This is a genomic window from Hydrogenivirga okinawensis (genome assembly GCF_055385515.1).
Genome location: NZ_AP042386.1, coordinates 954,019 through 979,911, shown reverse-complemented (window position 1 = coordinate 979,911; position 25,893 = coordinate 954,019). Strand labels below are relative to the sequence as shown.

The window sequence follows — 25,893 nt, the reverse complement described above, 5'->3', positions numbered from 1 at the left end:
AGTTTTATTAGCAAGAACCGTGCCAAAACTGAAAAACGGTCCTCCATCTGAAATTTTAAGATTGTAAGGACTGACGTATAGGCTCAGGCTATGTTAAATTGTTTACAAAATTGTTAAATTGTTTACATCTTCCGCCTTTACTTTTTTGAGCTAACTTAGATATATGAATTGCAGTGGGGTAATAGTACTGTGTGAGGGGGCGGATCTCGACGCCCTTAGCGGAGCCCTTGCCCTTGAAAAGCTCTTCCCCGACGTCTGCCTTCTTACTCCCAAGTATCTCTCGAAGAGAGCAGGACTCGTTTTCAGGGATTTCAAGCACCTCTTTAGGATAACCGATAGTCTGCCCGATAGCTTCGATCTACTGCTGGTTGATACAAGATACTTCCCTGAAAACGTTCCGAAGGACAAGGTCAGAAAGATAATGGTGTTTGATCACCATCCCTCTGGAGACGTTAATGAGTTTGAGGGTAAGGTGGATAAGGTGGGAGCTGCCACAACCCTCGTTGTCGAGGAACTGATTAAAAAGAACGTGGAAATAACTCCCGAAGAGGCTACCGTCATAGCCCTCGGTATATACGAGGACACGGGGAATTTCTCCTATGAAGGGACCACAGAGAGAGATCTGAACGCTGCAGCTTGGCTCCTCTCCAAGGGAGCGGACCTTAGAACTATAAGGAAGTACATGCACGAGACCTTTACTAAGGAGCAGATAGAGATAGTCCGGAGGATACTCTCCTCCGTGGAGAAGATATATATGGACGGTCTCGAGGTGGCAATAGCTACAGCCGTTTTAGAGAAATACGAACCGGACGTGAACGCACTCCTTTACGAGGTTAAGGATCTGAAAGAGGCTGACGCCTTCTTTGTGATAATCGAGGCGGAGAACAAGACCTACGTCTTCGGACGCTCTCAGACTAAGGAGATAGATGTGGGTGAGATCCTATCCCACTTCAGTGGTGGAGGGCATCCCGAAGCCGGGGCTACGAAGTTGGAGAACGTTTCCGCGGCACGGGTTAAGAGCCTCCTCATAAACTTCCTCCGTGGATTTAAGCCCCCGAAGCTGAAGGTGAAGGACATAATGACCTCACCTCCCTTCCTCCTCTCGGAGCACCTCTCGGTTAAGGACGCCCTCGCGGAACTTTCTGAGAGAGGCTTTGCCAACGCTCCGGTCATCGACAAGGAGGGGAACCTCGTGGGCATAATCTCCAAGAAGGCGCTGCTCAAGCTCTCAAAGCTCTACCCAGAAGATCCTATCGGGGAGTTCGCCAGCAGGGACTTTACAACCTTGAATCCTGACTCTCCCGTCTGGGAGGCTGAGGAGATCCTTACCAAGTTTGGTCAGAAGTTGATCCCAGTGGTTGAGGACGGGACCGTTGTGGGTGTTGTAACGAGACTCGACATCCTACAGAGGATGAGGGAAGACTTAGGAGAGCTGAAGGCTTACCACAGGAAGGTGAAGGTGCCAGAAAACATCGAGGGTATAGCAAGGGAGATAGGGGAGGTGGCGAGGAGTATGAACTACAGAGCCTATATAGTTGGAGGTGTTGTCAGAGACATCCTCCTCGGTAAGGAGGTTTGGGATCTTGACTTCGTGGTGGAGGGTGATGCTATAGAGGTGGCTCGAAAGCTCGCCGAGAGCCACGGTATTGAAGTTCACCCCTTTCCCGAGTTCGGGACCGCTCACCTGAAGGTAGGAGCTGTCAAGATAGAGTTTGCGACGGCACGCAGGGAGACCTATCCCAGACCCGGAGCCTATCCCAAGGTAGAGAAGGCCTCCCTTAAGGAGGATTTGATAAGGAGAGACTTCACCATTAACGCTATGGCGATCTCCGTGAATCCCGAGGACTTCGGAACCCTGATAGACTACTTCGGGGGAGTAAGGGACCTCAAGGACAGGATAATCAGAGTTCTTCATCCAGTCAGCTTCATAGAGGATCCTGTAAGGATCCTTAGAGCTCTGAGGTTTGCCGGCAGGCTTGGGTTCAAGCTCTCCAAGAGCACCGAAAGGCTCCTTAAACAGGCAGTAAACTTAGGATTGCTTGAGGAGGCTCCGACAGGCAGGATAATGAACGAAATAAGGCTCGCCCTGAGAGAGGATCGCCTCCTCGACATCCTCGCCCTATACAGGAGGTACAGGATACTCGAGCACGTGATAAAAGGCTTTAGCTGGACTCAGGCTCTTGAGGACAAACTTCTCTCGCTAAAGAGAGTTGTGGACTGGCACTCCTTGGAGTTTCCCTCGGAGCGTGTGGACTACGGCTGGATCTTTCTTATGCTCGTACTCTCGACCGTCAAACCGGAGGTGAGCTCTAAGTTTCTGAAGGACGTTTCCGCTCCTGCCTGGGTCAGGGAGAACATGGGGAACCTCTACCGGCTGCTCGGCAGAGTTAAAAGGGAGCTCAGGAAGGCTGAAAGGAACTCCCAGATATACAGGGCACTGAAGGGGATTCATCTCTCTCTCCTCCTCCTCCTGATGACGGAGGAGGATATAAGGGAGAAGGTAAGAATCTACGTAGAGAAGCTCAGGTTCGTCAAGGTTCCCTCTGAGGTTATAGAGAAGCTGAGAGCCAAAGGGCTCGAGGGTAGGGATCTCGGAAGGGAGATAGAGAAAATAAAGGAGAGCATTATGGACTCTGAAATCTAATCGAAGACTACGGTCTTGTTGTCGTAAACGAGAACCTTCCTCTCGAGGTGCCACTTAACCGCTCTCGCCAAAACTATCCTCTCTATATCCTTCCCCTTCCTTATCAGGTCTTCCAAAGTGTCCCTGTGGCTCACCCTTATTATGTCCTGCTCTATTATGGGTCCTTCGTCTAAGATCTCGGTAACGTAGTGGCTCGTAGCCCCTATGATCTTCACACCCCTCTCGTAAGCTCTGTGGTAAGGCTTTGCACCAGGAAAGGCTGGGAGGAAGGAGTGGTGTATGTTTATTATCCTGTTCCTGTACCTGTCAACGAAGTCCTTCGAGAGGATCTGCATGTACCTCGCCAAGATTATCAGGTCTATCCCGTTCTCCTCAAGGAGCTTCAGCTCCACCTCTTCCGCTTCCCTCTTGTTCTTTCTGCTCTTAGGAACGTGGTAATAGGGGATCCCGAAGAAGTCCGCGATCGGTTTTAGATCGGGATGGTTGCTTATCACGAGCTTCACCTCTCCCCTCAGCTCTCCGCTTTTGAACCTTTGGAGGAGGTCGTAGAGACAGTGATCTTGCTTGGAGACGAATATGGCTACCCTCTGGACGTAGTCGCTGAAATGGAGAGAGAAGTTCATTGAGAACCTTTTGGCGATGGGCTTAAAGGCTTCCTCTATCTCATCCTTAGGTATTCGAAAATCTCCGATGTCCCACTCCACCCTCGCGAAGAAAACTCCCCTGTAAGGATCTATGTGCTGGTCGAAGTGAACGATGTTGCCGTTGTTATCTGCGATAAAGGAGGCTATTTCCCTTACTATCCCCTTCCGGTCGGGGCATGAGATCAGAAGTATGGCGGTTTCCATTACTCCTGTGCCTTCTCGAGCCTCTTGGCTTTAAGTTTCTGTTTTCTTAACCTCTCGTTCCTGAGCCTCTCCTTGAGGGTCTTGGGTCTCGGTCCCTTCTTGCCCCCATCTGTCCCCGCGTATACCGCCTGTCCCAAGAGCTCCTCGTGCTTCTTCTCCTCAAGCTCTTTCTCCTGCTCTATTTCCTCCTGAGACTTTATCTGAACCTGCAGGAGAGCGGAGACGGTGTGGGACTTTATGTTATGAAGGAGTTCCTCGAAGAGGTCGAAAGCCTCCCTCTTGTACTCTATAAGCGGATCTCTGGAGGCGTAGCCTCTCAGGTATATGCCTTCCCTGAGCCTGTCCAAGACGTGAAGGTGTTCCCTCCAGAGGGTATCGAGGATGTTCAGCAGTATCACCCTCTCGAGCTCTCTCATAGCCTCGGAGCTTCCTATCTCCTTCTCCTTCTCTTCGTAAATTTCTTTCAGCTTCTCGTGGAGGGCGTTTACGAGCTCCTCCTTGTCCCTTACCTGAGGTATCTCTATATCCCTTCCCGTCCACTCCCTGAGGAAGTTCCTGAGAGGTTCGAGCTCCCAGAGTTCGGGATCCTCTTCCGGAAGGAGTCTGTCTATTTCTTTCTCGAGGACGTCCCTCATGAACTCGTAGATCTCTTCTTTAAGGTTCTCCCCCTCTAAGATGTCCCTCCTCAGAGCGTAGATAACCTCTCTCTGGGTGTTCATCACGTTGTCGTATTCAAACAATCTCTTCCTTATCTGGAAGTTCTGTGCCTCCACCCTCTTCTGGGCGTTCTGTATAGCCTTGGTAACCATCCTGCTTTCAATAGGCTCTCCTTCGGGAATCTTGAGCATGTCCATGAGTTTGCTCACCCTCTCCCCACCGAAGAGCCTTAGGAGATCGTCCTCAAGGGAGAGAACGAACCTCGACTCTCCGGGATCCCCCTGCCTTCCGGATCTACCCCTCAGCTGGTTATCAATCCTCCTCGACTCGTGCCTTTCCGTTCCTATCACTAAGAGTCCGCCGAGCTTCCTTACCTCTTCCTTCTCCTTCTCTGTTATCCTGTAAGCCTCCTCAAAGGCTCTCTTCCACTCCTCCTCGCTCGCCTCCTCCGGGTTCTTACCCTGAGACATAAGTATCTCCTTCGCCATGTACTCGGGGTTCCCTCCGAGAAGTATGTCCGTTCCCCTTCCCGCCATGTTGGTCGCTATGGTTACCGCTCCCACTCTACCCGCCTGGGCGATGATGTAGGCTTCCTTCTCGTGGTGCTTGGCGTTCAGAACGTTGTGGGGTATTCCCCTCTTGAGAACCTCCTTGAGTCTCTTCTCAAACTCCTCCTCGCTCACGTTGTACTTCTTCTTAAGCTCCTCTATCCTCCCCTTCACTTCCTCCTTCTCAAGGATCCTCTTTATGAGCCTTTTGTTCTTCAGAAGTGAGGAGAGCTGTTCGTTGTCCTCTATCGAGACCGTTCCGACGAGGACGGGTCTCCCGAAGAGGTGGTTTATAAGAACCTCCTCTACAACCTTCTCCCACTTCTCCTTCTTGGTCTTGTAAACGAGGTCGGGCAGATCCCTCCTTATCATCGGTTTGTGGGTCGGAATCACCACAACGTCGAGTCCGTATATCTCCCTGAACTCGAGGGCTTCCGTCTCGGCGGTTCCCGTCATTCCCGCGAGCTTCCTGTAGAGCTTGAAGTAGTTCTGGAAGGTGATTGAAGCTAAGGTCTGGTTCTCCTCCTTTACCTTTACCCCCTCTTTAACCTCTATTGCCTGATGGAGTCCGTCGGACCACCTCCTTCCGGGAAGGACCCTTCCGGTGAACTCGTCAACTATAAGAACCTCTCCGTCCCTTACGATGTAGTGGACGTCCTTCTTGAAGAGGTGGTGGGCTCTGACCGATTGGACTATCGCGTGGAGGAGGTCTATGTGCTTGAGGTCGTAGAGGTTGTCTATGTTCAGCATCCTCTCTATCTTCGCTATCCCCTGCTCCGTGAGGTTTACCGTCCTGTTCTTCTCATCCACCTCGAAGTCCTTACCCTTCTCCAACTTCCTCACCACCCTGTCGGCGATCCTGTAGATTTCTATGTCCATCTGGGCGGGTCCGGAGATTATTAGGGGAGTCCTCGCCTCATCTATGAGTATCGAGTCCACCTCGTCCACTATGGCGTAGTTGTGTCCCTTTACCTGAACTATGTCCTCCTTAGAGAAGGCCATGTTGTCCCTCAGGTAATCGAAGCCGAACTCGTTGTTCGTTCCGTAGGTTATGTTAGCCTCGTAGGCTTCCCTCCTCTGGACTTCTTTAAGGATCGTGAAGAAAGCCCTCTTAGCTTCCACGTTCACCTTCTCGGAGGGAAGGATCTCCTCCAAGAAACCTTTGGGCCAGACCCTCAGATCCTTCTCTATAGCCTCTTTAAAAGCCTCCTCATCGGCCCACTCCACTTTGTAGGACATCCCGTCGGAGTTTATTACTCCAACCTCGAGACCGAGGAACTTGTATATGGGACCCATCCACTGGGCGTCCCTCCTCGCGAGGTAGTCGTTCACCGTAACCACATGGACGCCTTCGTCGGTCATCCCGTTCACCGCGGCGGAAAGCGTTGCAACGAGGGTCTTACCCTCTCCCGTCTTCATCTCCGCTATCTTTCCCTGATGTAGGACGAAACCGCCGATCAGCTGGACGTCGAAATGCCTGAGCCCCAAGGTTCTCTTAGCCGCCTCCCTCACAAGGGCAAACCCCTCTATGACCTCCTCCGTTATCTCACCGTCCCTTATCCCTTCCTTTATCTCTTCGTTCAGCCTTATCCTGTTATATAGATCCTGCGCCCTCTTCACGAGTTCGGAGTTGGGCAGTTCGTCAAGCTCCTTCTCAAGCTCGTTTACCTTCCTTACAAAGGGTCTTAACTTCTTAATCTCCCTCTCGTTCTTAGTGCCTAAGATCCTTTTTAAAAGCCACTCTAACATCTTTAACTCCCAAGTCTCTTAATTTAATTAGTTTAAAATAAATGTGCAAGGAAGGATCGTGAAGACAGAAGAGAGGGCTCGCCTGATAGAACTCCTCAGAAAGATGATCTACGATCTTACGGGTAACTTCTACCCCGACGAGAGGATGAAGATATTAGAGTATAAGTTGGAGAGGCTCTTGAAGAGTCTTAACCTAAACGGACTCTCTCCCGAGGAGGTCATCTCTTACTTTATGAACGATGGTGAGAGGAGGAAGATTCTGATAGACCTTATGACCGTTCCTGAAACGAGGTTCTTCAGGGAGAGGGAACAGCTTGAGACCCTCTTCGATAACGTGTTAAAAGGTAGGAAGAACCTCAACTTTGCGAGTGTAGGATGCTCAGCGGGACAGGAGCCTTACACCCTCGCAATGATGATGGTCAGGAGAGGAATAGTGGGTAGGGTCATCGGAATGGATATAAACGTGAAAATCTTGGAGAGGGCGAGGGAGGGAAGGTACAGGAAGGAAGAGCTCAGAGACATACCCGAAGAGTACAGGGATCTCGTTATCTTAGAGGGAGATTTTATAAGTATATCTCCGAAGGTTAAGAGGATGGTTGAGTTCGTGGAAGGGAACCTTATAGATCCCAAGAGCTTCGAACCCTTTAAGGGGAGTTTTGATGTTGTTCTCTGTAGGAACGTCCTAATATACTTCGACAGGAGGTCCAAGGAGGTAGCCCTCGAAAACCTGAAGAACTCCATGAGGAGAAGTGGTATCCTCGTTCTCTCTTCCACAGAGATACTCGGTAAAGAGTTCTACCACCTTTTCGAGCCTTTCAAGGAGGGAAGGTTCACCTTCTACAGGAGGAGGGAAGAATGAGGGTTCTCATCGTAGACGACTCACCCTTTATCAGACTGGCACTGAGGAAGATACTCTCCTCTGCGGCAGATATAGAGGTGATCGGGGAGGCTTCCAACGGAAAGGAAGCGGTGGCCCTCGTGGAGAAGCTTAGACCCGACGTCGTAACTCTCGACATAAACATGCCGATAATGGACGGGCTGACAGCCTTAGAGCACATAAGAAGAGTATGCCCTGAGTGCAAGGTCGTAATGATAAGCGCCCTTACGAAGGAGGGAGCTAAGGAGACTATAGAAGCTCTGAGCAGGGGGGCGGTGGACTTCATAACCAAACCTGCTAATTATGCCGAGCTGAACTCCTTCAGGGAGGAGATCATCTCGAAGATAAGGGCCGCTTTCCAGACCTCGAGGAAGCCCTCAGAGAGCTTTAGAAGACCTGTCTCCGAGGGAAGGATGGACTTCGATATACCGCCTGCGGTGGCTATAGGTGTATCAACTGGAGGACCCCAGACCTTGAGTGCTATACTCCCCAAACTTCCAGAGGACTTCCCCTCACCTATACTGATAGCGATCCACATGCCCGACACCTTCACCGCCGCCTTCGCTCGCCACCTCGACTCCCTCTGTCCTCTGCCTGTTAAGGAGGCACAGGAGGGGGAAGTCATTAAAGGTGGTGCGGTTTACATCTCCAGGGGTAGGATACACATGACCATAAAAGGAACACCTGAGAGGGCTTACGTTAGATACGTCCAGGACGGTAGGTTCATCTACAAACCCTCCGCGGACCTGTTACTCTCCTCCACCGCTGAAGTCTTTAAGAGGAACACCATCGGCGTTATCCTCACAGGCATGGGAGACGACGGATCTAAGGGGATAGTTGAAGTTAAAAAGGCGGGGGGTGTAACAGTGGCCGAGGATCCATCGACCGCCATCCTCTGGGCTATGCCTGAAAACGCCATAAAGACAGGATGCGTTGATTTCGTAGTCAGAAAGGAGGAACTGCCCAAGCTTCTGTTGAAACTCGTTAGTGGTGTGAGGACTCAGAGGTAACCTGCCTCTACACCTATGCAGGCGTTGTAAACGAACCTTATCTTATCTTTGTACTTCTCTATAACCTCAAAGTTCTCCGCTCCAGGTTGGAGCCAGACCACCTTGGCTCCTATCTCTATAGCCTCCTGAACTATGGGTTCAACGTGGGCGGGATTTCTGTAGACGTTTACGATGTCCACCGGCTCGGGGATATTCTTCAAAGAAGGAAGTACCTTTATCCCAAATATCTCCTGACCCGCATACCTCGGGTTTACAAGGTATAGTTTGTGTTTGCCCTTTTTAACCACCTTTTCAGTGGTGTAGTAAGATGGTCTCTCCGGCTTGGGAGATATACCGACAACTGCAACCACCTTCGCCTCTTTTAACGCCTCGAAAGCGTCGTCTCTGTGCTGAACCTCCATGACTCTAATTATAACTCACTCGCTAAGGAGCGCCTTGGGATAAGATCCAAGTATCTTGACCATCTGGGTTCTCTTCTTGAGCTCCTTGAGAACGTCCCTTATCCTCTCCTCATCTTTGTGTCCTTCCAAGTCTACGAAGAAGACGTAATCCCAGGCTCTCTTCCTCGAAGGTCTCGATTCAATCTTCGTAAGGTTCACTCCTTTCAGGTAGAAGGCTTCCAAGGCTCTGTAGAGAGCTCCCGGCTCGTCCCTGACGGCGAATATGAGGCTCGTCTTGTCCTTTCCCGTAGGTTTCATCTCCCTTCTTGAGATGACGAGGAAACGGGTAAAGTTGTCAGAACTCTCCTGTATGTTCTTCGCAACTATGTTCAGGTGGTAGGTGTAACTCGCCACCTCGCTCGCTATCGCCGCCGAGCCTTCTTCCTCGAGGGCTATCTCACAGGCCTTTGCGGTGCTCTCCGTCTCGATGAGCTGAGCGTCAGGGAGATACTTTTCGAGCCACTTCCTGCACTGACCGAGGGCTACCTTGTGGGAGTAAACCTTCCTTATCTCCGATACGTCCTCGGTGGTGGAGAGGAGATGAAGGTTTATAGGAATTACAACCTCTCCCGAGATCTTCAGGTCGCTCTCAAGGAACATATCGAGTGTATAATTCACAACTCCTTCTATCGTGTTCTCAACAGGAACCACGCCGTAGTCTGCCCTCTCGGACTCCACCTCTACGAAGACGTCCCTGATGGTGGCGCAGGGAACGTATTGGGCGGAGAAGCCAAAGAACTCCAGGGCCGCCTGATGGGTAAATGTCGCCTTCGGACCAAGGTAGGCTATTTTGAGAGGCTTCTCTAAAGAAAGGCAGGCGGAGATTATCTCTCTGTAGATGTGGACAAGGGCCTCGGAGGGAAACTCCTCCCCAAACTTCTCTCTATTTAGCTTAAGGATCTTTTCGAAGATAGCCCTTTCCCTTTCGGGGACATGGATCTCCATGTTCCTCTTCTTCTTTATCTCCCCTATCTCCCTTGCTATCCTCGCCCTCTCGTTCAGAAGGCGGAGTATCTCCTCGTCTATCCTGTCTATCTCTTCCCTGAGCTTCTTTAATTCCTCCACAAAGTTAATTTTATCAGGGCTGTCAGCCCTCCATCTCGTTCACGGTAGCTCCGTCGTAGAGCCCGTGCTCAACAGCGACCCTAACGAGGGCGAGCTCATCTTCGCTCAAACCTTTACCTTTCAAAACCTGTCTTATGAACTCCTGAACAACCTCCTCAACCGTCTCCTCAGTTATGTCCTCTATCTGTATCTCGTCCCTTTCGGCGACGAACTTTCCGAAGCTCACCGCAAGTTCCTGCAGGTCCGCCATACTCTACCTCCAAATTTGCTCTGTAAAGCATATGCTCGAAAAAACACGAGTTGATGACCTGTATCAAGGAAGTATCTTTTTACCGATGGATCACCAAAAGAAACTGAAACTCCTCTCCAAGCTCGCCAGCTTTGAGTGCGAGAGAGAACCCAACCTCGAAGGATGCATATACGACGCCTCAACCCCAAGAGGGAAGAAGCCCATCCTGAAGGTCATGCAATCAACCTACTGTGATAAGAACTGCGATTACTGCGTCTTCAGGAGAGATAGGGAAGCAACGCCGAGAATTTACATTTCACCGGAGGACCTCGCCAAGGGGTTTATAGAGCTGTACCAGAAGGGCAGGGTTCGTGGACTCTTTCTCTCTTCAGGGATATTCGTCCATCCGGAACTGACGATGGAGAAGATGATAGACACGGTGAGCATACTGAGGAAGAAATATGGCTACAGGGGATACGTACACCTCAAACTTATGCCGGGGGTGAGTCAGCAGACCCTCGAAGAGGCCGTCAAGCTCGCCGACAGGGTGTCCATAAACATAGAGGCTCCGAACGAGGATAGGCTAAAGAGCATAGCTAAGGGTAAGAGCCTCAGAAAGGATATAATCCCCAGGATAACCGAGGTGAGCAGGATACTGGAAAACTTTCCGAAGAAGGATCAGATAACCCAGGTAATGGTTGGGGTGACCGGCGAGAGTGATGAGGAGCTCCTGAGGAGTAGCGAGTACCTTTACAGGAAGCTGAGGCTGAAGCGAGTATACTACAGCGCCTTCTTTCCAGTTAGAGGAACGCCTCTCGAGGACAGACCGCCTGAGTCCAAGAGAAGGGAGTACAGACTCTACCAGGCCGATTTCCTGATAAGGGATTACGGCTTTAGCTGGAGAGAACTCCCCTTCGAGGGAGGGATGCTTCCCGATAGGGATCTCAAGGAGGTGTGGGCTGAGAAGAATATCCACCTCTTTCCCGTAGAGCTGAACACCGCCGACTACGGGCTCCTTATCAGGGTTCCCGGCATAGGGAAGAAGACGGCAAAGGAGATAATTAGAAGGAGAAAAGAGGGAACCCTCAGGTCCCCTGCCGACCTGAAGGGATTGAGAAATCTCAAGAAGATACTGAGGTACGTTACGCTCGGCGGCAGATACTACGGGAAGCTCACGTCATCGCCTTGAGCTTTTCCATAACTTCGTCGTAGTTGGGCTCCTCAGTTATTTCAGGAACGAGCTGTTTGTAGGCAACCTTGCCCTCGGCGTCCACTATGAAGACAGCCCTTGCCAGAATACCCTTCAAGGCTCCTTCGGCTATGAGGACGCCGTATTTTTCCATGTCCCTGTACCTGAAGTCGGAGGCTACGGTGACGTTCCCGATGTTGTAGCTCTCACAGAACCTCTTCTCCGCAAAGGGAAGATCCATCGATACAACTGTAACGTCCACCTTGTCTCCAAGCCCGGCTACCATCTCGTTGAACTTCTTCGTTTCGGTTTCACAGACGGGCGTGTCGAGGGAGGGAACAGTTATTATGAGCTGAACCTTTCCTTTAGCTCCCCCTATTCTCTTCTCCTGAAGATCTGTCGTTACGACGACCGCCTCAGGAGCTGGGTCTCCTACATTGATAGCAGGTCCTGCAAGGGTCACTGTATTTCCCTTAAGCGTTACCGTCTCTGCCATGATCCACCTCCTCCGTGGTTTTGCTCCAATTCTATCAGCTACGAGTATCGAAATTGATGTCTTCTGTCATAAAATTTAAGAGCCATGATAGAGCGCTACACGAGGAAGGAGATAGGAGAGGTCTGGTCGGAGAAAAACAAGTTCCAGAAGTGGCTCGATGTGGAGATAGCGGTTTGCAGAGCCTGGGCTAAGCTCGGCAAGATACCCTCCGAAGCCCTCAGGAAGATAGAGGAGAGGACGAGGATAGACGACGAAACCTTAGAGAAGATAAGGGAGTACGAGAGGGTTTACAAACACGACGTCCTCGCCTTCGTCTCCGCCGTATCCGAGCAGGTGGGCGAGGAGGGCAGGTTCATCCACTTAGGTCTCACCTCCTCCGATGTGATAGACACAGCCCTTGCCCTCCTCATGAGGGAAGCCTTAGAGATCCTTATAAAGGACGTGGATAAGTTTATGGAGGAGATAAAGAGGCTTGCCTTCGAACACAAAGACACCCTCATGATAGGGAGGACCCACGGAGTTCACGCCGAACCGACGACCTTTGGCTTAAAGATGGCGGTCTGGTACGACGAGATGAGGAGAAATAGGGAGAGGCTCCTTCAGGCTAAGGAGAGGGTATCCTACGGAAAGATTTCGGGTGCTGTGGGAACTTACTCCAACGTCCCCCCAGAGGTGGAAAGGATAGCCCTCGAGGAACTCGGTCTTAAGATAGAACCCGCCTCGACCCAGATAGTCCACAGGGACAGGCACGCGGAGTTCGTGAGCGCTATGGCTCTGACCGCCGCCTCCTTAGAGAAGTTCGCTACCGAGATAAGACACCTTCAGAGGACAGAGGTTTTGGAGGTTCAGGAGCCCTTCACTGAGGGTCAGAGGGGATCTTCTGCCATGCCCCACAAGAAGAATCCCATTCACTCAGAAAGGATCTGTGGTTTAGCGAGGGTGATAAGGGCTAATCTAAACGTTGCTTTAGAAAACGTGGTCCTGTGGCACGAAAGGGACATATCCCACTCCTCCGCGGAGAGGGTAATCCTTCCTGATTCATCCATAGCTTTGGACTACATTCTCAACCTCTTCCACGATATACTCAAAGGTCTCGTGGTAAACAAAGAGAGGATGCGTAAGAATATGGAACTGTCCAAAGGCCTCTACTTCTCGAGCAAGATTCTCGTAGCCCTTACTGAAAAGGGTCTGCTCAGGGACAGAGCCTACGACCTCGTTCAGAGATGCGCTATGGAGAGCTGGAACTCCGATAAGGATTTCAAAGAGGTTCTTCTCTCTGATCCAGAGGTGAGGAAGTATCTGAGTGAGGAGGATCTTGATAGGATCTTTAACCCCTGGGAGTTCGTGAAGTACAGGGACTACATCTTTGAGAAGGTGTTCGGTTAGGTTATGAGTTCCTCGAGCCTCTCCTTAAGAGCCTGATAGGTAGCCTCCTTTATAAGGCTCTTTACATCGATCTCCTCAAAGGCTTTTCCCAGTTCACTCCTTATAAGCTCACCTATAGTTTCCCTGAGTTCCCCGAGGCTTTCCTGAAGTGCCTTGGAGACCGCTTCCTTCACCCTTTCTTCGGAAAGGGCTTTAGCTACAGCCTCCTCTATAGCTTTGTCAATGTTGATCTCAGCGGGTGCAACGGCTGGAGCTTCCTCAAAATCCGGGATAGTAGCCGGTTCGCTCACCTCCTCCTGCTCCTGAACCTCTTTAGATATTTCCTCCGATTCCATGAACCTTTCTAACGCCTCAAGGGCTGGAACCTCTTCCTCTGTAGAGATATCCTGAGTAGGGTGTGACACTTCCTCCACTTCTATCTCGGGTATATCCTGAGGAAGCTCTTTCTCTATTTCGATCTCAGGAGGCGTTTCTTCGATCTCTATCTGTGGAGCCTCCTCCGTGGGCTCCTCAACGGTTGTCTCCTCTACCAACCCTGCTGTAGGGACCTCCTGAGTTTGTGCCGGCGCTGAGGTGATCTTCTCCTCCACCACCTCCTTTATCCGTGCCGTGTCAGTATCCCTCGAAAGGGCTATTTTATTTTCCAAAGGTATGTTGTCCACGTTTATCGGGAACAGATCGTCCACGAGTATTACGTATGGCTTGCTGGCGAGGACCGGATCGTTAGCCATGTCTATGAGACCCTTTTCAGCTATCACTCCTGAGATCGCGTCAAAAACTATCAGGTCCGCATCCTTTCCCTGTTCCATAGCCTGCCTTACCGTCTTTACGCTCACAACCTCGTACCTCTGTCCTAAGGCCGTTCTCAAGGAGTCTATAAGGGTTTGATCGAAGGACACTATAAGGATCTTACGGGTGCCGGTTGATGTGGAAGCTTCAACCTCAAAGGGCGTTTCGGCGGAAACTGGGGGAACCTCTTCCTCTACTTCCTGAACACTCTCGGCGGCGGGTGTCTCGGGCTCCCCGACCGTATCCATGCCCGCGGTCTCAAGATTGGTAGGTTCTATCTCGTACTCTGTTTCGGGGGGGGGTTCATAGCTTTCCTTCTCTGCCTCTTCCTCAGGGAACTCCGTCAGTTTTTTCACTATCTCGGAAGGTTCAGAGTCCCTTGGGACGAGCATCTTCTGAGAGACTATGATGTTATCCTCCTCCACAGGGAAGAGCTCATCGTAAAGTATGATGTACCTTGCGTTGCTGAACTTCTTGGTATACAGAGTGTTTATGTCCTCCTCCGATATCGCACCCGATATCGCATCGTAGATAACTCCTTCCACATCGGCAGGTATCATCTTTAGAGCTTCCTCGCTGTTCTTTGCAGTGTAAACCTCGTGACCTTCCAGCGCCTTCTTTAAATTCTCCGTCAGGGTTTTGTCAAAGGATACTATTAGCACCTTCATAATCCCACCTCACCTCTTTTTTAGAATACTATCAACGATCTTCTTCATCTCGTCAACGCTCTCTTCGGGGATCACTCTAAAGGTGGCTAAGGTTAGCCGAAACGCCTTGAGCCTGTTCAGCAGATCTTCGGTTACACTGCCCCTTTGGGATAGCTCGAACTCCCTTACGGTAAAGTAGAATATGCTAAGGTAAAGCAACAAACTCGCTACGAGGAGCCCTGTGTAGAGAGGAACCTGACCCACAAATCCAAGGTAATCAAGGAGATCTACCTTCCTTACGTAGAGGTACACTATGTCCTTTCCTTTCGGTACGCTCATGGAAAGGTACTTGCTCCTATCTATATCCGATAGCACGTTGGCGCTCATAAACTTCTTGTCCGGCTTCTTCATGTAAACTATCACCGAGTACTCCGGATAAGGTAGCTCGATTCTCTCTTTACCCCTCTCCACTTCCAGAAAGAACGTGCCCATGTTGGCAAGTATCTTCCTGTCCCTGTCCATCAGGTAGGCGTTAAAGGATACGTATAAAGACGCGAGTACGAATATAATAAGGAACAGCCAGAGGAAGAAAACGAAGGATCTTCTCATCTCAGCTTCCCCCTACCGTTATATCCCTCACCAGCAGGGAGGGAGACCCCACGTTACCGTAAAACTTTATATCGTCCCCCACCGCAACTATTTTATTCCAGAGATCAAGAACGTTGCCCGCCACCGTAACACCCCTTACAGGGTGAACCTTTTTTCCATCTTTGAAAAGGATACCAGATGCTCCGAGAGAGAACTCTCCCGAAACCGGATCGACCGTATGCAGACCCATCAGGTCGATCACGAGAAGAACCTCTTTCTCCATGTTTATAAGTTCCTCAAGCGTTTTATCCCCTTTCTCGATAAAGAGATTCGTTATCCCCGACGCGGGAAGGTTCTTGTAGCTTCCCCTTTCTGAGTTGCCAGTCGGTTCCTCCTGAGAGAGTTCCGCCGTATAAAGACTGTGGAGGAAGCCCCTAAAAACGCCCTCCTCTACGACAATGTTCCTTCTTCGGGGCACACCTTCAGCATCGTAGGGGACTGTCGAAAAACCCCCTCTCATTGATCCATCGTCGATTATTGTAAGAAGCTCATTCCCAACGCTCTCCCCGACCCTGTCCTTGAGGAGCGTCTTGTTCTTTACGTAGGAATCTCCTAAGAACATACTCGAAAAGGCTTCTAAGAGCATCGCGCTTGACTCTCTGAAGAAGATTACAGGCATAACCCTCGTGTTTAGAGGCTCCGGATTCAGGAGAGAGGTGCTCTTAAAGACCACGTCCCTGACTATATCCTCTACGTCAAGTTCCTTTAGCCTTCTCGTCCCCCTGAACTCCCAAGATATGGCGGAGTCACCCTTTTCCTGCGCGAGCGTCGCTATCATGGCGGTGTAATAGGTTCCAGAGTACCCGAAGTGAACTCCGTAAGAGTTTTTGCTTTCCACCTCAAATACACCTTGGGTGAAGCCGGCTTTCCTCACGCCCACTATTCTCTTGTCCATCTCCTTAGCCCTCTTTTCCAGCTCTATAGCTATGCCTATCTTATCTTCGAGGGGAACTTCTACACCCTCTTTATCGAAGACCGACTCCACCTCTGACTCCTTGAATTCCTTAATAAAGGTGTTTCCCCTATCGGGATTCTGGAGATCGCACATCTGGATAGCCTTTTCTACCGCATCCCGCAAACTTTCCTCATCGGGATGGGAGGTGTAGGAGAAGCCCATCTTACCTTCTCTTAAAACTCTTATCCCAACCCCCGATTCCTCTGAACTCGAAAGGTTTTCTACATCTCCCTCCGAGACCTCCACCTTAAGCTTCTTTATCCTCTGCCTAAATATCTCGTATTCGTAGCCGGGCTTTACGAACCTCTTTACGAGCCTCTCTATCTCTTCCATTCCCAAGATTTTACTATACCCTTTTCCTTCTGTCCCTTCCCTTTATGTAAATGACCTTGTTCATTTCAAATATTCTCGATACTGTGCTCTGACCGAGCCTCTCAGACATCAGAGCCTTAGGAAGCTCTATACCGTCCTTACCTATAATGCTCTTTATTTTTTTGTCTGTCTTTTCCTCTCCGTCTAAGGAGAAGTTGGTCGTTATCAGAGTACTCTTAAGATTGTTGTATCTGTAGGAGATTATGTAGGAGATCAGTTCCCTTTGCCACTCGGAAAGCCTCTCACTTCCAAGATCATCCAAGAGTATTAAGGGCAGGTTCAGTATCTTTCTTATCGCACCTGCCGTTCTTCCACCCTCCTCTATTAGAGCCTTCAGACGGTAGATCAGATCTTTCGTATCGAAGAAAATGCCCCTTATCCCCTTTTCTCTGTAAATCTTCTTGAGTATGCCCACGGCGAGGTGGGTCTTCCCCACACCTGGGGTTCCGACCAAGGTCAAGCCCCTACCCTCCGAAGGATCGAAGGAGGAGGCGTATATGGCGCACTCCTTGTAGGCGTCTGCCTCGGAAGGATTCTCATACTCGTAGTTATCGAGCTCGGCGTTCCAGAACCTCTTTGGGATCTTTAAAGCTCTGTTTACGTCTTCTCTTCTACATTCGCAAAGATCCACCCTACCTTCTTCCTTCGTTATAAAACCCGTTCCTCCACACTTCGGACATATATCGGCCATCAGGGATAATTTAGTTCGGAAAGGGCTCTCAGATAAGTCCTCAAATAGTCGTAGGCGGAGATGTAGGCAACTATTACCGAAGCCCAGAGGAGTACGGTTCCGTAAGGATAGTTGTAGAGTAAAAGTATTACGGTAAGGAACTCGAGGGACGTTTTCAGCTTACCCAACAGGGAGGCTTCTATTATAAGCCCCTGACCCACCGCAACGCTTCTCATGAAGGACACGCTCAGCTCTCTCAGAAGCAGGAGTATAACCGGCAGGGAGCTTATCCTGTTCACTTCGACAAGGGCTATCAGAGCCGAGAGGATGAAGATCTTGTCCGCCAGAGGATCGAGGATCTTGCCGAGGTTTGTCACCTCACCGTTCAGGCGAGCCACCTTCCCGTCTAACATATCGGACAGTGCGCCTATTATGGCTATAATCAGAGCGATCTCGAACTTTCCCTGAATGATAGCTACCACAAGAGGTAGTGTGAGCAGTATCCTCGTGAAGGTGAGGAAGTTCGCCATCCGTTTAAAATTATAGATGATGGAGATTCTCTTTTCACTTCTCCTCGGCTTCCTATCAGGATTACTTTACAACGAGCACATCTACAGGCAGGCGAGGACCTTCCCTAAAAGAAGGTTCCTTCTATCCTTCTGGATAAGGTTCCTTCCCCTCGGTATTCTCGCCCTCTTAGTTGCGAAGCTGTGGGGTAGTGAGGCTCTCTTGGGATTTATCCTGTCGAACCTTATCGCCCGTTTCCTTCACACCTTACTCAGGGGTTTTGTGGTTGTAAGATATTAGAGTGGAGGCTCTTAATAACCTTCTCCAGCTGATAAACGAACCTCTCGTTCAATTTTTCCTATGGGTGGCCGTCCTGTTCATAATAGCGAGCATATTCGTAGATAGGAGGATATCCTTCTGGATCTCTTCTGTAGCTGCAACATACTTCTGGCTTAGAACTCAGGATCCTAAGGTGGCTCTTGAGGCTTGGCTGATAGTTCTTTCGATTTTTGTAGGCGTTTTAGTTCTTAAATACATATTCAACCTTAACGTTGTCCTCCTTCTGAAAGGTAAAAAGAGATGTCCTATGTGCTGTGAGGAAGCTTACAGGAAGGCTAAGGTCTGCCCCCACTGCCACTATAGGTTTGCTTCAGAGACGGACGAGTGCAAAAGCTGAGCTTGATCATCTCACTTTATAGCTTAGATTATTCCTCGAAGGAGGCGTTCATGGGAGTCCGGGATCTTATCGAGGTTATGAGAGCGGAAGCTCTGAGCAGGCTCAAGGAGGAAAGGAAGAGGAGGAAGGAAAAGATCAAGGTCAGGCTCCTTATGCTCCAACCTAAGGGAAAAGAGGGCAGGCTTGAAAGGAGAGAGAAGCTGTTGTAAAATTATCCTCCTCTGGTAGGGGCCGTAGCTCAGCTGGGAGAGCGCCGATATGGCATGTCGGAGGTCACGGGTTCAAGTCCCGTCGGCTCCACCAGGGGCTGTAATTCTGAGAGCCGGTAGCTCAGTCGGTAGAGCAACGGCCTTTTAAGCCGTGGGTCCCGGGTTCGATCCCCGGCCGGCTCACTTTCCTTCCATGAAGAACGATAACGTATTCATAGCCTTACTCCACTATCCGGCTATGGACAGGGAAGGGAAGATCATAGTTACCTCTTTTACAACTATGGATCTCCACGACATCGCCCGTCCCGCAAGGGCATACGAGATAAACAGGTTCTATATCGTTCAGCCTATAGACGCCCAAAGGCTCGTTATCCAAAGACAGATAAACTACTGGCTCTCGGAAGAGGGAAGGAAGGCAAACCCGACGAGGTACGAGATCGTCCAGCTTGTGAGGTTAAAATACACCTTTGACGAGGTAATCGATGAGCTTGAGAAGGAAAGGGGGAGGAGACCTATGGTAGTGGGAACAGATGCGAGGGAGTATCCGAATACAATTGGTTACAGGAAGCTTGCCGAGGAGATCGAGAGGAAGGAGAGGGACTACCTGATAGTCTTCGGAACGGGATACGGGATACCTCCTGACATGATGAGAACCTTCGATTACATCTTAGAACCGATATACGGAGCGGGGGACTGGAACCACCTCTCTGTGAGAAATGCGGTCGCCATAATCTTAGACAGACTCCTCAGCAGGAACAGGTGTTGAGATGCTCTACCATCTCGCCCTCTTATTAAGGGACTACTTCTTCGCTTTCAACGTTTTCAAATACATAACCTTTCGATCCTTCACCGCTATTCTGATAGCCTTCTTTCTAACCCTGCTCCTTTCCCCAACCTTTATAGAAAGGTTCTCCAAACTCCAGAGGATCTTCGGAGGCTACGTTAGGAAGTACACACCGGACCATCACGAGAACAAGAAGTACACACCTACGATGGGAGGGATAGTTATAGTAACGGTTATAATCCTCTCATCCCTTCTCCTGATGAGACTTGACATCCGCTACACCTGGGTTCTCATATTCTCTACAGTCTCCTTCGCCCTCATAGGTCTATTGGACGACTGGATAAAGCTCCAGGACAAAAAGGGGCTCTCCATAAAGGTCAAGCTCCTCCTTCAGATATTCTTCGCTACCCTCACTGCGATCCTCATATTCCATTGGATAGGCTTGGAGACGAAGCTCTACTTCCCTTTCTTCAAAGAACTCACCTTAGATCTCGGATGGTTTTACATTCCTTTTGCGGTTTTCGTAATTGTCGGCGCTGCCAACGCGGTCAATCTCACCGACGGTCTCGATGGACTCGCTATAGGACCCTCGATGACCACCGCGACAGCCTTCGGAGTGATAGCCTACGCGGTGGGACACTCGAAGATTTCCGAGTACCTCGGAATACCCTACGTTCCCTACGCTGGAGAAATTACCGTATTCTGCTTCGCCATCATAGGTGCCGGGCTCGGCTTCCTGTGGTTTAACGCCTTTCCTGCACAGATGTTTATGGGGGACGTAGGAGCCTTAGGGCTGGGTGCAGCTCTCGCCACGGTGTCAATACTGACAAAGTCCGAGTTCCTCTTAGCTATCGCCGGTGGTGTTTTTGTCTTCGAGACGGTAACGGTGATACTCCAGATAATCTACTTTCGCCTTACAGGAGGTAAAAGGCTCTTCAAGAGAGCTCCCTTTCACCATCACCTTGAACTTTCGGGTCTTCCTGAACCTAAGATAGTGGTGAGGATGTGGATAGTATCCGTTCTCTTGGCTATAGTTTCGGTGGCGATGCTCAAGCTCAGGTGATCCTCTTTACGAAACTGGAAACTCCGTCCAAGATAATGTGAACTATGTCAGCGCAAATTATTCCTGCAACGAAGTATAGGCTCTCTTCCCTTTTAAAGATGGTGTTCAGGAACTCGAAGGGGTTGAAGCTCGAAAGTACAAGGCTGAGACCTTTGTCCACTACAGAGACAACACCTATAAGAAGGAAGTAGAGGAATAGAACGACGGCAACTATGTAGGCGAGTCTTAGGAGGCTACCTATGACCGGGAGGTGGGATATGCCTCTGTGTTTCGAAAAACTCTGGTAAGGAAACCATATACATCGCAGGATGCTCCACCTTTTAGTCGGTTTCGAATTGGGCAAGTCTACATCCGGGGATAGAAGGAAGGTTCCTACCAGGTAACCGAGCCCGAAGGGTACGTAGAACTCTTTGGGTAGGTAGTAGAAGAAAACAGGGAGGGCGAGGAGGTTCACTACGTCGTGGGTTCTACCGAGAGCCATCTCCGTCCTCTAAATCTATTAGGTTAAACTCACCATCTATAAAGGAATAGACCACTCTCGACCTTCTCCCGGGTTTTAAATGGCAGAATAGGGTTTTTTCCCAACAAACCATCTCTATATCTCCGAACCTGAGCTTAGCTCTGCTTCCCTTGATGTTTACGCTGTCTATCCTCATCTCCTCAGAGAGGAAGGTGGGAACTGGATTTCTCTCCCCATAGGGCTCTAACCTCTTCACCGCCTCGATCGCCTTTCCGTTGAACTCCTTTGGCGAGAACTCCATATCTATGTCTAAGGGAGGGATCTCCTTGCCTATCTTTGAGAAGACCTCTTCCGCCTCCTCCCTAAAGTCGTCTAAGAGATCGCTTCTAAGTGTGAGACCTGCTGCCTGAGTGTGCCCTCCCCACTTGATAAACATGTGTGAGAGTCGGCTGAGACCTTCGTAAACGTCTACTCCCTCGACGGAACGAACGGAGCCAACGGAGTGACTGCTACCCTTTGAAAAAACGGCAACTGGCTTACCCAAAAGCTTAGAGAGCCGCCCGGCGACTATACCAAGGACGCCTACGTGCCAGCCAGGATCCCAGAGGGAGATAAAGCTACTCTCCTTAAGTTCTAAAGCTCTTCTGTAAGCTTCTCTGAATACTATGTCGGTTATAACCCTCCTCCTATAGTTCAGAGCCTCTATCTTCTTAGCATACAGCCTCGCTCTCTCCTCATCTTTTTCCGTCAGAAGATATAAGGATAGCTTCGGGTTTCCTATCCTCCCCGGAGCGTTGATCCTCGGTGCTATAGAGTAGGCTATGTCCTTGGCGGACACCTTGCTCTTTATTCCGGATATTCCTAAGAGTGCCCTCACTCCAGGCTTATATATACTTCCAGACAACACGCTTTCTAAAACGGACACACCTTTGGTAACGAGTATCCTGTTGGTTCTGTTCATTGGCATAACGTCCCCGACAGTTCCGAGGGCTACGAGATCGAGAAACTCCCTCACATCCCTGTCTATACCAAGCCTTTTTGTCAGCACCGCGGCGATGTAAAAGCATATAGCCGAGGAGGAAAGCTCTTTCATGTCCTTTGGAAGATCCTCACCCATCTTTGGATTTATGAGAATAGCCCTTCTGGGCGTTTCCTCGGGAACGTTGTGATGGTCTATAACTATCACGTCTATCCCCGAAGCCTCTATCTCTCTGACTGCAGAGGTTCCGTTATCGACCGTTATCAGGAGCTCTCCGTACTTCGAGAACAGGGAAACGAGCTCCGTATTAAGTCCGTAACCTGTGCCTCTGTTGGGAAGAACGGGGACTACTTTGGCACCTGCACTCTTGAGTATCTCCAAGAGTATTGCAGTTCCAGTAATGCCGTCCACATCGTAATCACCGAACAGTATGATCCTCTCTCCCTTCTTTACTGCCTCTACTATTCTCTCGATACCCTCCTCCACGTTGGGTAGGAGGGAGTAAGGCAGAAGGTGTTTGAGTTTGAGATCAAAGAGGGTCTCGTGCTCCCCCTCAAGACCTCTGTTGGCTATCAGTTGAGCTAAGAAGTGTCCGTACCTGTTTACGAGTTCCGGGGAGGGCTTTATATGATAGCTGAGAACGTTCCACTCCTTGCCGGAAATGCCTTTCATCTCTTCTCCATTATAAGCCTTGCTCTAAGGAAGTTCACCCCTCTGAGACCGTAGTCAAACCAGGAGATAATTATGAAAGCACCCGCCAGATAGGATAGGACTGGTAGAAGTAGCTCAAACAGCTGTGCGTCAGATAGTTCTGTGAGGAAACCGTCTATTACTAAGAGGGACAGGTTTAGGGTAGTCAGCTTTCCCCAGAGAGAAGGTTCGGGGACGAAACCGTACCTGTGAAGAAAGAGAGTTCCCAATATGAGGAAAGCATCTCTACCTAATAGGAGAAGCATAACGGCGATGGGTATCTTGGAGGATAAGAAGCTCAGAGTGTAGAGACTAAAAAGGATAAGAACCTTGTCCGCCAGTGGATCGAGGAACTTGCCGAGCCTCGTATGGGCGTTCATAAGCCTTGCGAGAAAGCCATCGAGAGCATCGCTAAGGGCTAAAAGAAAAAAGATAACGGATGATATTTCGGCACTGCCCTTGGCGTAAGTTATGGGAACGCTGGGGGCAAGAACAAGCCTGAGAAAGGAAAGTAGATTGGGGAGAGCCCTCACTTTCTCTCAACCTTCTCCACGATCCGCATTACCTCTTCCATCACCTCCTCGACGCTCTTTCCTGTGGTGTCTATTATGAGAGCATCAGGGGCGGCTCGAAAGGGATACTTCTCCCTTTCTCTGTCCCTCCTGTCCCGCTCTTCTATCCTGCTGAGAATCTCCCCGTAGTCAGCCTCCACACCCATCGCCTTCAGCTGTACGTATCTCCTCTTGGCTCTCTCTTCTGGGGATGCGGTTATAAATATCTTTAGATCTGCCTCCGGTATTATGTTGGTGCCAGCGTCCCTTCCCTCAACGACAGCCTGTCCGTTACCTATTACCTTTCTGAAGAAACTGTTCACAAACTCCCTGAACTCCGGTATCGTTCCTACTATGGAGGCTGCTCTGCCCACCTCTTCGCTCCTCAGTTCCTCTTCGAGGACTCGACCTTCTATCCTAACCTCCGTCCTGCCTACGAGGGGACGTATCTCTATCTTGTTGAGGAGAGTCCTGAGCTGATCCCATTTCAGTCTATCTAAGTTTCCGAAGGCTTTCAGTGCAAGGAAGCCGGCAGCTCTGTAGGCGAGTCCCGTTTCCAAATAGGGGATGTTGAGCCTTCTGGAAAGCTCCTTGGCTACGGTGCTCTTACCACTGCCAGCCGGACCATCAACCGCTATCCTCATGGGGATAATATCTTAATAACCGGCTCCCCCTGAGGTTATGCCTTTTAGTTTAAGTTCGAGATCGGCAGGCTTGGAAGCATAGAGTAGAGCGGTGTGATAGTCTATCAAACCTTTCCTGTACAACTCTTCGAGATGTTGATCGAAGGTCTGAGTTCCGTAAACGGCTTTACCCTTGGCTATCAGGTCGGGGATCTCGTCCATTCTGTCAGGATCGAGGAGGGCTTCCTTTATGGCTCCCGTGTTTATCATTATCTCCACGGCGGGTATGGATCCCTTCTTGTCAGCCCTTGGAAGCAACCTCTGGGAGAAGACCGCGACGAGGGTTCCGGCGAGCATGTGCCTTATCTGATCCCTAACCTCCAACTTGAACATACCTATCAGCCTGTTCACCGTCTCCTTTGCGTCCAAGGTGTGTAGGGTAGATAGGACAAGGTGCCCCGTTTCTGCAGCTTGAAGAGCTATCTCCGCCGTCTCCGTATCCCTTATCTCACCGACCATTATGACGTCCGGATCTTCCCTCAGAGCTGCCCTCAGTCCCCTTGCAAAGCTCAGGGTGTCTAAACCTACCTCTCTCTGAACTATGAAACACTTCTTGTCGTTGAGAAGATACTCTATGGGATCTTCAATCGTAACTATGACTTTCCTGTAAGACTTGTTCATCTCCTCAATTATGGAGGCGAGGGTGGTGGATTTACCAGATCCGGTGGGTCCCGTGACGAGGACGAGTCCTTTACTGTTGGAGAGGACCGTCTTGAGCATGACCTCAGGTAGGTTCAGGCTCTCGAAGGGAGGTATCTCGAAGGGTATTACCCTGAAAGCCATACCCGAGGTTCCCCTCTGCTTATATATGTTCACCCTGAACCTCGACACTTTGGGGAGCGAGTAGGACAGGTCTATCTCTCCGTTCTCCTCGAACTCCCTTCTCTTCTTTTCGTTTTTTCCTATAACTTCACCGAGGAATAGCTCGAAGTGGTTGTCGTCTATTGTGGGAAACTCCTCATCGGTATGGAGCTTTTTATGGATCCTGTAAACCGGCTTGGAACCTACCTTCAGGTGAATGTCGGAGGCTTCTAAGTCAATCGCCTTCTTCAGTATCAGCTGTAACAAGACCCGACACCTCCCTTATCTTTCTCTCTATCTCTTCGGCGACTTCGGGATTTTCCTTAAGATACCTCTTCACCTGCTCCTTGCCCTGTCCGAGCCTCTGGTCTCCGTAACTATACCAAGAACCGCTCTTCGTAAGTATTCCCTTTCCTACCGCTACGTCTATCAAGTCACAGAGTTTGCATATCCCCTCTCCGTATATCATATCGAACTCCGCCTCTTGGAAGGGAGGGGCGAGCTTGTTCTTAACTACCTTAACCTTCACTCTGTATCCCTTCCTCTCGTTACCCTCCTTAATATCTCCCGTCCTTCTGACTTCCAGCCTCATATCCGAGAAGAACTTCAGAGCCCTTCCTCCCGGCGTGGTCTCTGGATTCCCGAATATGGTCCCTATCTTCTCCCGTATCTGATTTATGAATATCAGCGCCGTGTTGCTCTTGTGGACTATGCCCTTCAGCTTCCTGAGAGCCTGGGACATGAGTCTTGCCTGCTTACCCACCTGAGCCTCTCCCATCTCGCCCTCAAGCTCGTCCCTCGGAACGAGGGCTGCCACGGAGTCAACCACTATTACGTCCACCGCACCGCTGTTTATAAGGCTCTCCGCAATCTCGAGAGCCTGCTCTCCGTAATCGGGCTGGGAGATGTACAGGTTCTCAACGTCAACGCCGAGAGCCTTCGCGTACTTGGGATCGAGGGCATGTTCCGCGTCTATAAAGACAGCTACACCACCTCTCTTCTGAGCTTCCGCTATGACGTGAAGGGCTAAGGTGGTCTTTCCCGAAGACTCAACACCGAATATCTCGATTATTCTTCCCCTGGGTATTCCACCTATACCGGTTGCTATATCCAGAGCGAGAGAACCGGTGGGAATCACATCGACCTTTACCTTCTCCGCGGCGTGGAGAGGCATAATAGCTCCCTTCCCAAACCTCTTTTCTATGTTGGCTATCGAAGCCTCAAGAGCCTTCTTCTTCTGCTCAAGCACCTTCTCAAGGGTTTCCGCCATA

Annotated in this window: 27 protein-coding genes and 2 tRNA genes; 12 read left to right on the top strand and 17 right to left on the bottom strand. The window is 50.2% G+C overall.

Annotated features, from left to right (window positions below; all coding sequences use genetic code 11):
• Positions 1 to 163: 163 nt before the first annotated feature.
• Positions 164 to 2,644, top strand: a complete 2,481-nt coding sequence (locus ACZ483_RS05670) for a CBS domain-containing protein (RefSeq protein ID WP_464323219.1) — start codon at positions 164 to 166, stop codon at positions 2,642 to 2,644.
• Here the strand turns inward: ACZ483_RS05670 and purU are convergent.
• Entirely contained in the window at positions 2,641 to 3,492 is an 852-nt protein-coding gene (gene purU / locus ACZ483_RS05665; protein WP_464323218.1) for a formyltetrahydrofolate deformylase, read from the bottom strand. The genes ACZ483_RS05670 and purU overlap by 4 nt on opposite strands.
• On the bottom strand, positions 3,492 to 6,446 hold the full coding sequence (gene secA, locus ACZ483_RS05660) for a preprotein translocase subunit SecA (protein WP_464323217.1): 2,955 nt from the start codon (positions 6,444 to 6,446) through the stop codon (positions 3,492 to 3,494). The genes purU and secA overlap by 1 nt, the downstream gene beginning before the upstream one ends.
• A gap of 58 nt (positions 6,447 to 6,504) precedes the next feature.
• Here secA and ACZ483_RS05655 point away from each other — a divergent pair, with 58 nt between their 5' ends.
• Both ACZ483_RS05655 and ACZ483_RS05650 read left to right on the top strand, forming a co-directional pair.
• On the top strand, positions 6,505 to 7,305 hold the full coding sequence (locus ACZ483_RS05655) for a CheR family methyltransferase (RefSeq protein ID WP_464323216.1): 801 nt from the start codon (positions 6,505 to 6,507) through the stop codon (positions 7,303 to 7,305).
• A complete protein-coding gene (locus ACZ483_RS05650; protein ID WP_464323215.1) occupies positions 7,302 to 8,333 on the top strand; it encodes a protein-glutamate methylesterase/protein-glutamine glutaminase in 1,032 nt (343 codons plus the stop codon). Before ACZ483_RS05655 ends, ACZ483_RS05650 begins: the two co-directional genes overlap by 4 nt.
• Here ACZ483_RS05650 and ACZ483_RS05645 read toward each other — a convergent pair.
• Genes ACZ483_RS05645 through ACZ483_RS05635 form a run of 3 tightly spaced genes read right to left on the bottom strand, consistent with a single transcriptional unit; the run spans position 8,324 to position 10,088 of the window.
• Complete coding sequence (locus ACZ483_RS05645; protein WP_464323214.1) at positions 8,324 to 8,734, bottom strand: CoA-binding protein; 411 nt, start codon at positions 8,732 to 8,734, stop codon at positions 8,324 to 8,326. The two genes, ACZ483_RS05650 and ACZ483_RS05645, sit on opposite strands and share 10 nt — an antisense overlap.
• A 15-nt stretch (positions 8,735 to 8,749) precedes the next feature.
• Positions 8,750 to 9,838 (bottom strand): prephenate dehydratase, encoded by a 1,089-nt coding sequence (pheA, locus tag ACZ483_RS05640; protein WP_464323213.1) that lies wholly within the window; start codon positions 9,836 to 9,838, stop codon positions 8,750 to 8,752.
• Positions 9,839 to 9,860: 22 nt separating this feature from the next.
• Positions 9,861 to 10,088 carry a hypothetical protein gene (locus ACZ483_RS05635; RefSeq protein WP_464323212.1) on the bottom strand — a complete coding sequence of 76 codons (228 nt, stop codon included), beginning with the start codon at positions 10,086 to 10,088 and terminating at the stop codon, positions 9,861 to 9,863.
• Positions 10,089 to 10,173: 85 nt separating this feature from the next.
• Here ACZ483_RS05635 and ACZ483_RS05630 point away from each other — a divergent pair, with 85 nt between their 5' ends.
• A complete protein-coding gene (locus ACZ483_RS05630) occupies positions 10,174 to 11,256 on the top strand; it encodes a radical SAM protein (RefSeq protein WP_464323211.1) in 1,083 nt (360 codons plus the stop codon).
• On the opposite strand, the gene tpx is transcribed toward ACZ483_RS05630, so the two are convergent.
• Positions 11,240 to 11,752 (bottom strand): thiol peroxidase, encoded by a 513-nt coding sequence (gene tpx, locus ACZ483_RS05625; protein WP_464323210.1) that lies wholly within the window; start codon positions 11,750 to 11,752, stop codon positions 11,240 to 11,242. The genes ACZ483_RS05630 and tpx overlap by 17 nt on opposite strands.
• An 84-nt stretch (positions 11,753 to 11,836) precedes the next feature.
• On the opposite strand from tpx, the gene purB reads away from it, so the two are divergent.
• Positions 11,837 to 13,138 (top strand): adenylosuccinate lyase, encoded by a 1,302-nt coding sequence (gene purB / locus ACZ483_RS05620; protein WP_464323209.1) that lies wholly within the window; start codon positions 11,837 to 11,839, stop codon positions 13,136 to 13,138.
• Here the strand turns inward: purB and ACZ483_RS05615 are convergent.
• From ACZ483_RS05615 to pgsA, 5 genes are read right to left on the bottom strand one after another with little or no spacing between them, the layout of a single operon-like run.
• Positions 13,135 to 14,595 carry a hypothetical protein gene (locus ACZ483_RS05615; RefSeq protein ID WP_464323208.1) on the bottom strand — a complete coding sequence of 487 codons (1,461 nt, stop codon included), beginning with the start codon at positions 14,593 to 14,595 and terminating at the stop codon, positions 13,135 to 13,137. The genes purB and ACZ483_RS05615 overlap by 4 nt on opposite strands.
• 9 nt (positions 14,596 to 14,604) lie before the next feature.
• Positions 14,605 to 15,183: a hypothetical protein gene (locus tag ACZ483_RS05610; RefSeq protein WP_464323207.1), complete on the bottom strand. Its 579-nt coding sequence runs from the start codon at positions 15,181 to 15,183 to the stop codon at positions 14,605 to 14,607.
• A gap of 1 nt (position 15,184) precedes the next feature.
• A complete protein-coding gene (locus ACZ483_RS05605; RefSeq protein WP_464323206.1) occupies positions 15,185 to 16,510 on the bottom strand; it encodes a TldD/PmbA family protein in 1,326 nt (441 codons plus the stop codon).
• Between the two features lie 13 nt (positions 16,511 to 16,523).
• Positions 16,524 to 17,240, bottom strand: coding sequence for an ATP-binding protein (locus ACZ483_RS05600; RefSeq protein ID WP_464323205.1), 717 nt, complete (start codon positions 17,238 to 17,240; stop codon positions 16,524 to 16,526).
• Positions 17,240 to 17,749 carry a CDP-diacylglycerol--glycerol-3-phosphate 3-phosphatidyltransferase gene (gene pgsA, locus ACZ483_RS05595; protein ID WP_464323204.1) on the bottom strand — a complete coding sequence of 170 codons (510 nt, stop codon included), beginning with the start codon at positions 17,747 to 17,749 and terminating at the stop codon, positions 17,240 to 17,242. The genes ACZ483_RS05600 and pgsA overlap by 1 nt, the downstream gene beginning before the upstream one ends.
• A gap of 16 nt (positions 17,750 to 17,765) precedes the next feature.
• Between pgsA and ACZ483_RS05590 the strand changes: the two genes are divergently transcribed.
• The 7 genes from ACZ483_RS05590 (at position 17,766) to mraY (ending at position 20,458) form a co-directional block, all read left to right on the top strand.
• Positions 17,766 to 18,026 (top strand): hypothetical protein, encoded by a 261-nt coding sequence (locus ACZ483_RS05590; protein WP_464323203.1) that lies wholly within the window; start codon positions 17,766 to 17,768, stop codon positions 18,024 to 18,026.
• A 1-nt stretch (position 18,027) separates the two neighbouring features.
• Positions 18,028 to 18,402 (top strand): hypothetical protein, encoded by a 375-nt coding sequence (locus tag ACZ483_RS05585; RefSeq protein WP_464323202.1) that lies wholly within the window; start codon positions 18,028 to 18,030, stop codon positions 18,400 to 18,402.
• Positions 18,403 to 18,452: 50 nt separating this feature from the next.
• A complete protein-coding gene (locus ACZ483_RS05580; protein ID WP_464323201.1) occupies positions 18,453 to 18,611 on the top strand; it encodes a hypothetical protein in 159 nt (52 codons plus the stop codon).
• An 18-nt stretch (positions 18,612 to 18,629) separates the two neighbouring features.
• A tRNA-Ala gene (locus ACZ483_RS05575) sits at positions 18,630 to 18,705 on the top strand.
• Positions 18,706 to 18,721: 16 nt separating this feature from the next.
• A tRNA-Lys gene (locus ACZ483_RS05570) sits at positions 18,722 to 18,794 on the top strand.
• Between the two features lie 10 nt (positions 18,795 to 18,804).
• Positions 18,805 to 19,377, top strand: a complete 573-nt coding sequence (locus ACZ483_RS05565) for an RNA methyltransferase (protein ID WP_464323200.1) — start codon at positions 18,805 to 18,807, stop codon at positions 19,375 to 19,377.
• Between the two features lies 1 nt (position 19,378).
• The gene (gene mraY / locus ACZ483_RS05560; protein WP_464323199.1) at positions 19,379 to 20,458 is read left to right on the top strand and encodes a phospho-N-acetylmuramoyl-pentapeptide-transferase; all 1,080 of its coding nucleotides are present in this window, start codon (positions 19,379 to 19,381) and stop codon (positions 20,456 to 20,458) included.
• Here the strand turns inward: mraY and ACZ483_RS05555 are convergent.
• The 6 genes from ACZ483_RS05555 to recA are packed head-to-tail and all read right to left on the bottom strand — an operon-like array spanning position 20,451 to position 25,892.
• Positions 20,451 to 20,939 carry a metal-binding protein gene (locus ACZ483_RS05555; RefSeq protein ID WP_464323198.1) on the bottom strand — a complete coding sequence of 163 codons (489 nt, stop codon included), beginning with the start codon at positions 20,937 to 20,939 and terminating at the stop codon, positions 20,451 to 20,453. The two genes, mraY and ACZ483_RS05555, sit on opposite strands and share 8 nt — an antisense overlap.
• The gene (gene recJ, locus ACZ483_RS05550) at positions 20,926 to 22,569 is read right to left on the bottom strand and encodes a single-stranded-DNA-specific exonuclease RecJ (RefSeq protein ID WP_464323197.1); all 1,644 of its coding nucleotides are present in this window, start codon (positions 22,567 to 22,569) and stop codon (positions 20,926 to 20,928) included. Before recJ ends, ACZ483_RS05555 begins: the two co-directional genes overlap by 14 nt.
• A complete protein-coding gene (locus ACZ483_RS05545) occupies positions 22,566 to 23,120 on the bottom strand; it encodes a CDP-alcohol phosphatidyltransferase family protein (RefSeq protein ID WP_464323196.1) in 555 nt (184 codons plus the stop codon). Before ACZ483_RS05545 ends, recJ begins: the two co-directional genes overlap by 4 nt.
• Positions 23,117 to 23,782, bottom strand: coding sequence for a (d)CMP kinase (gene cmk, locus ACZ483_RS05540; RefSeq protein ID WP_464323195.1), 666 nt, complete (start codon positions 23,780 to 23,782; stop codon positions 23,117 to 23,119). Before cmk ends, ACZ483_RS05545 begins: the two co-directional genes overlap by 4 nt.
• 12 nt (positions 23,783 to 23,794) lie before the next feature.
• A complete protein-coding gene (locus ACZ483_RS05535; RefSeq protein ID WP_464323194.1) occupies positions 23,795 to 24,889 on the bottom strand; it encodes a type IV pilus twitching motility protein PilT in 1,095 nt (364 codons plus the stop codon).
• Positions 24,858 to 25,892: a recombinase RecA gene (recA, locus tag ACZ483_RS05530; RefSeq protein ID WP_464323193.1), complete on the bottom strand. Its 1,035-nt coding sequence runs from the start codon at positions 25,890 to 25,892 to the stop codon at positions 24,858 to 24,860. Before recA ends, ACZ483_RS05535 begins: the two co-directional genes overlap by 32 nt.
• Position 25,893: the final 1 nt, after the last annotated feature.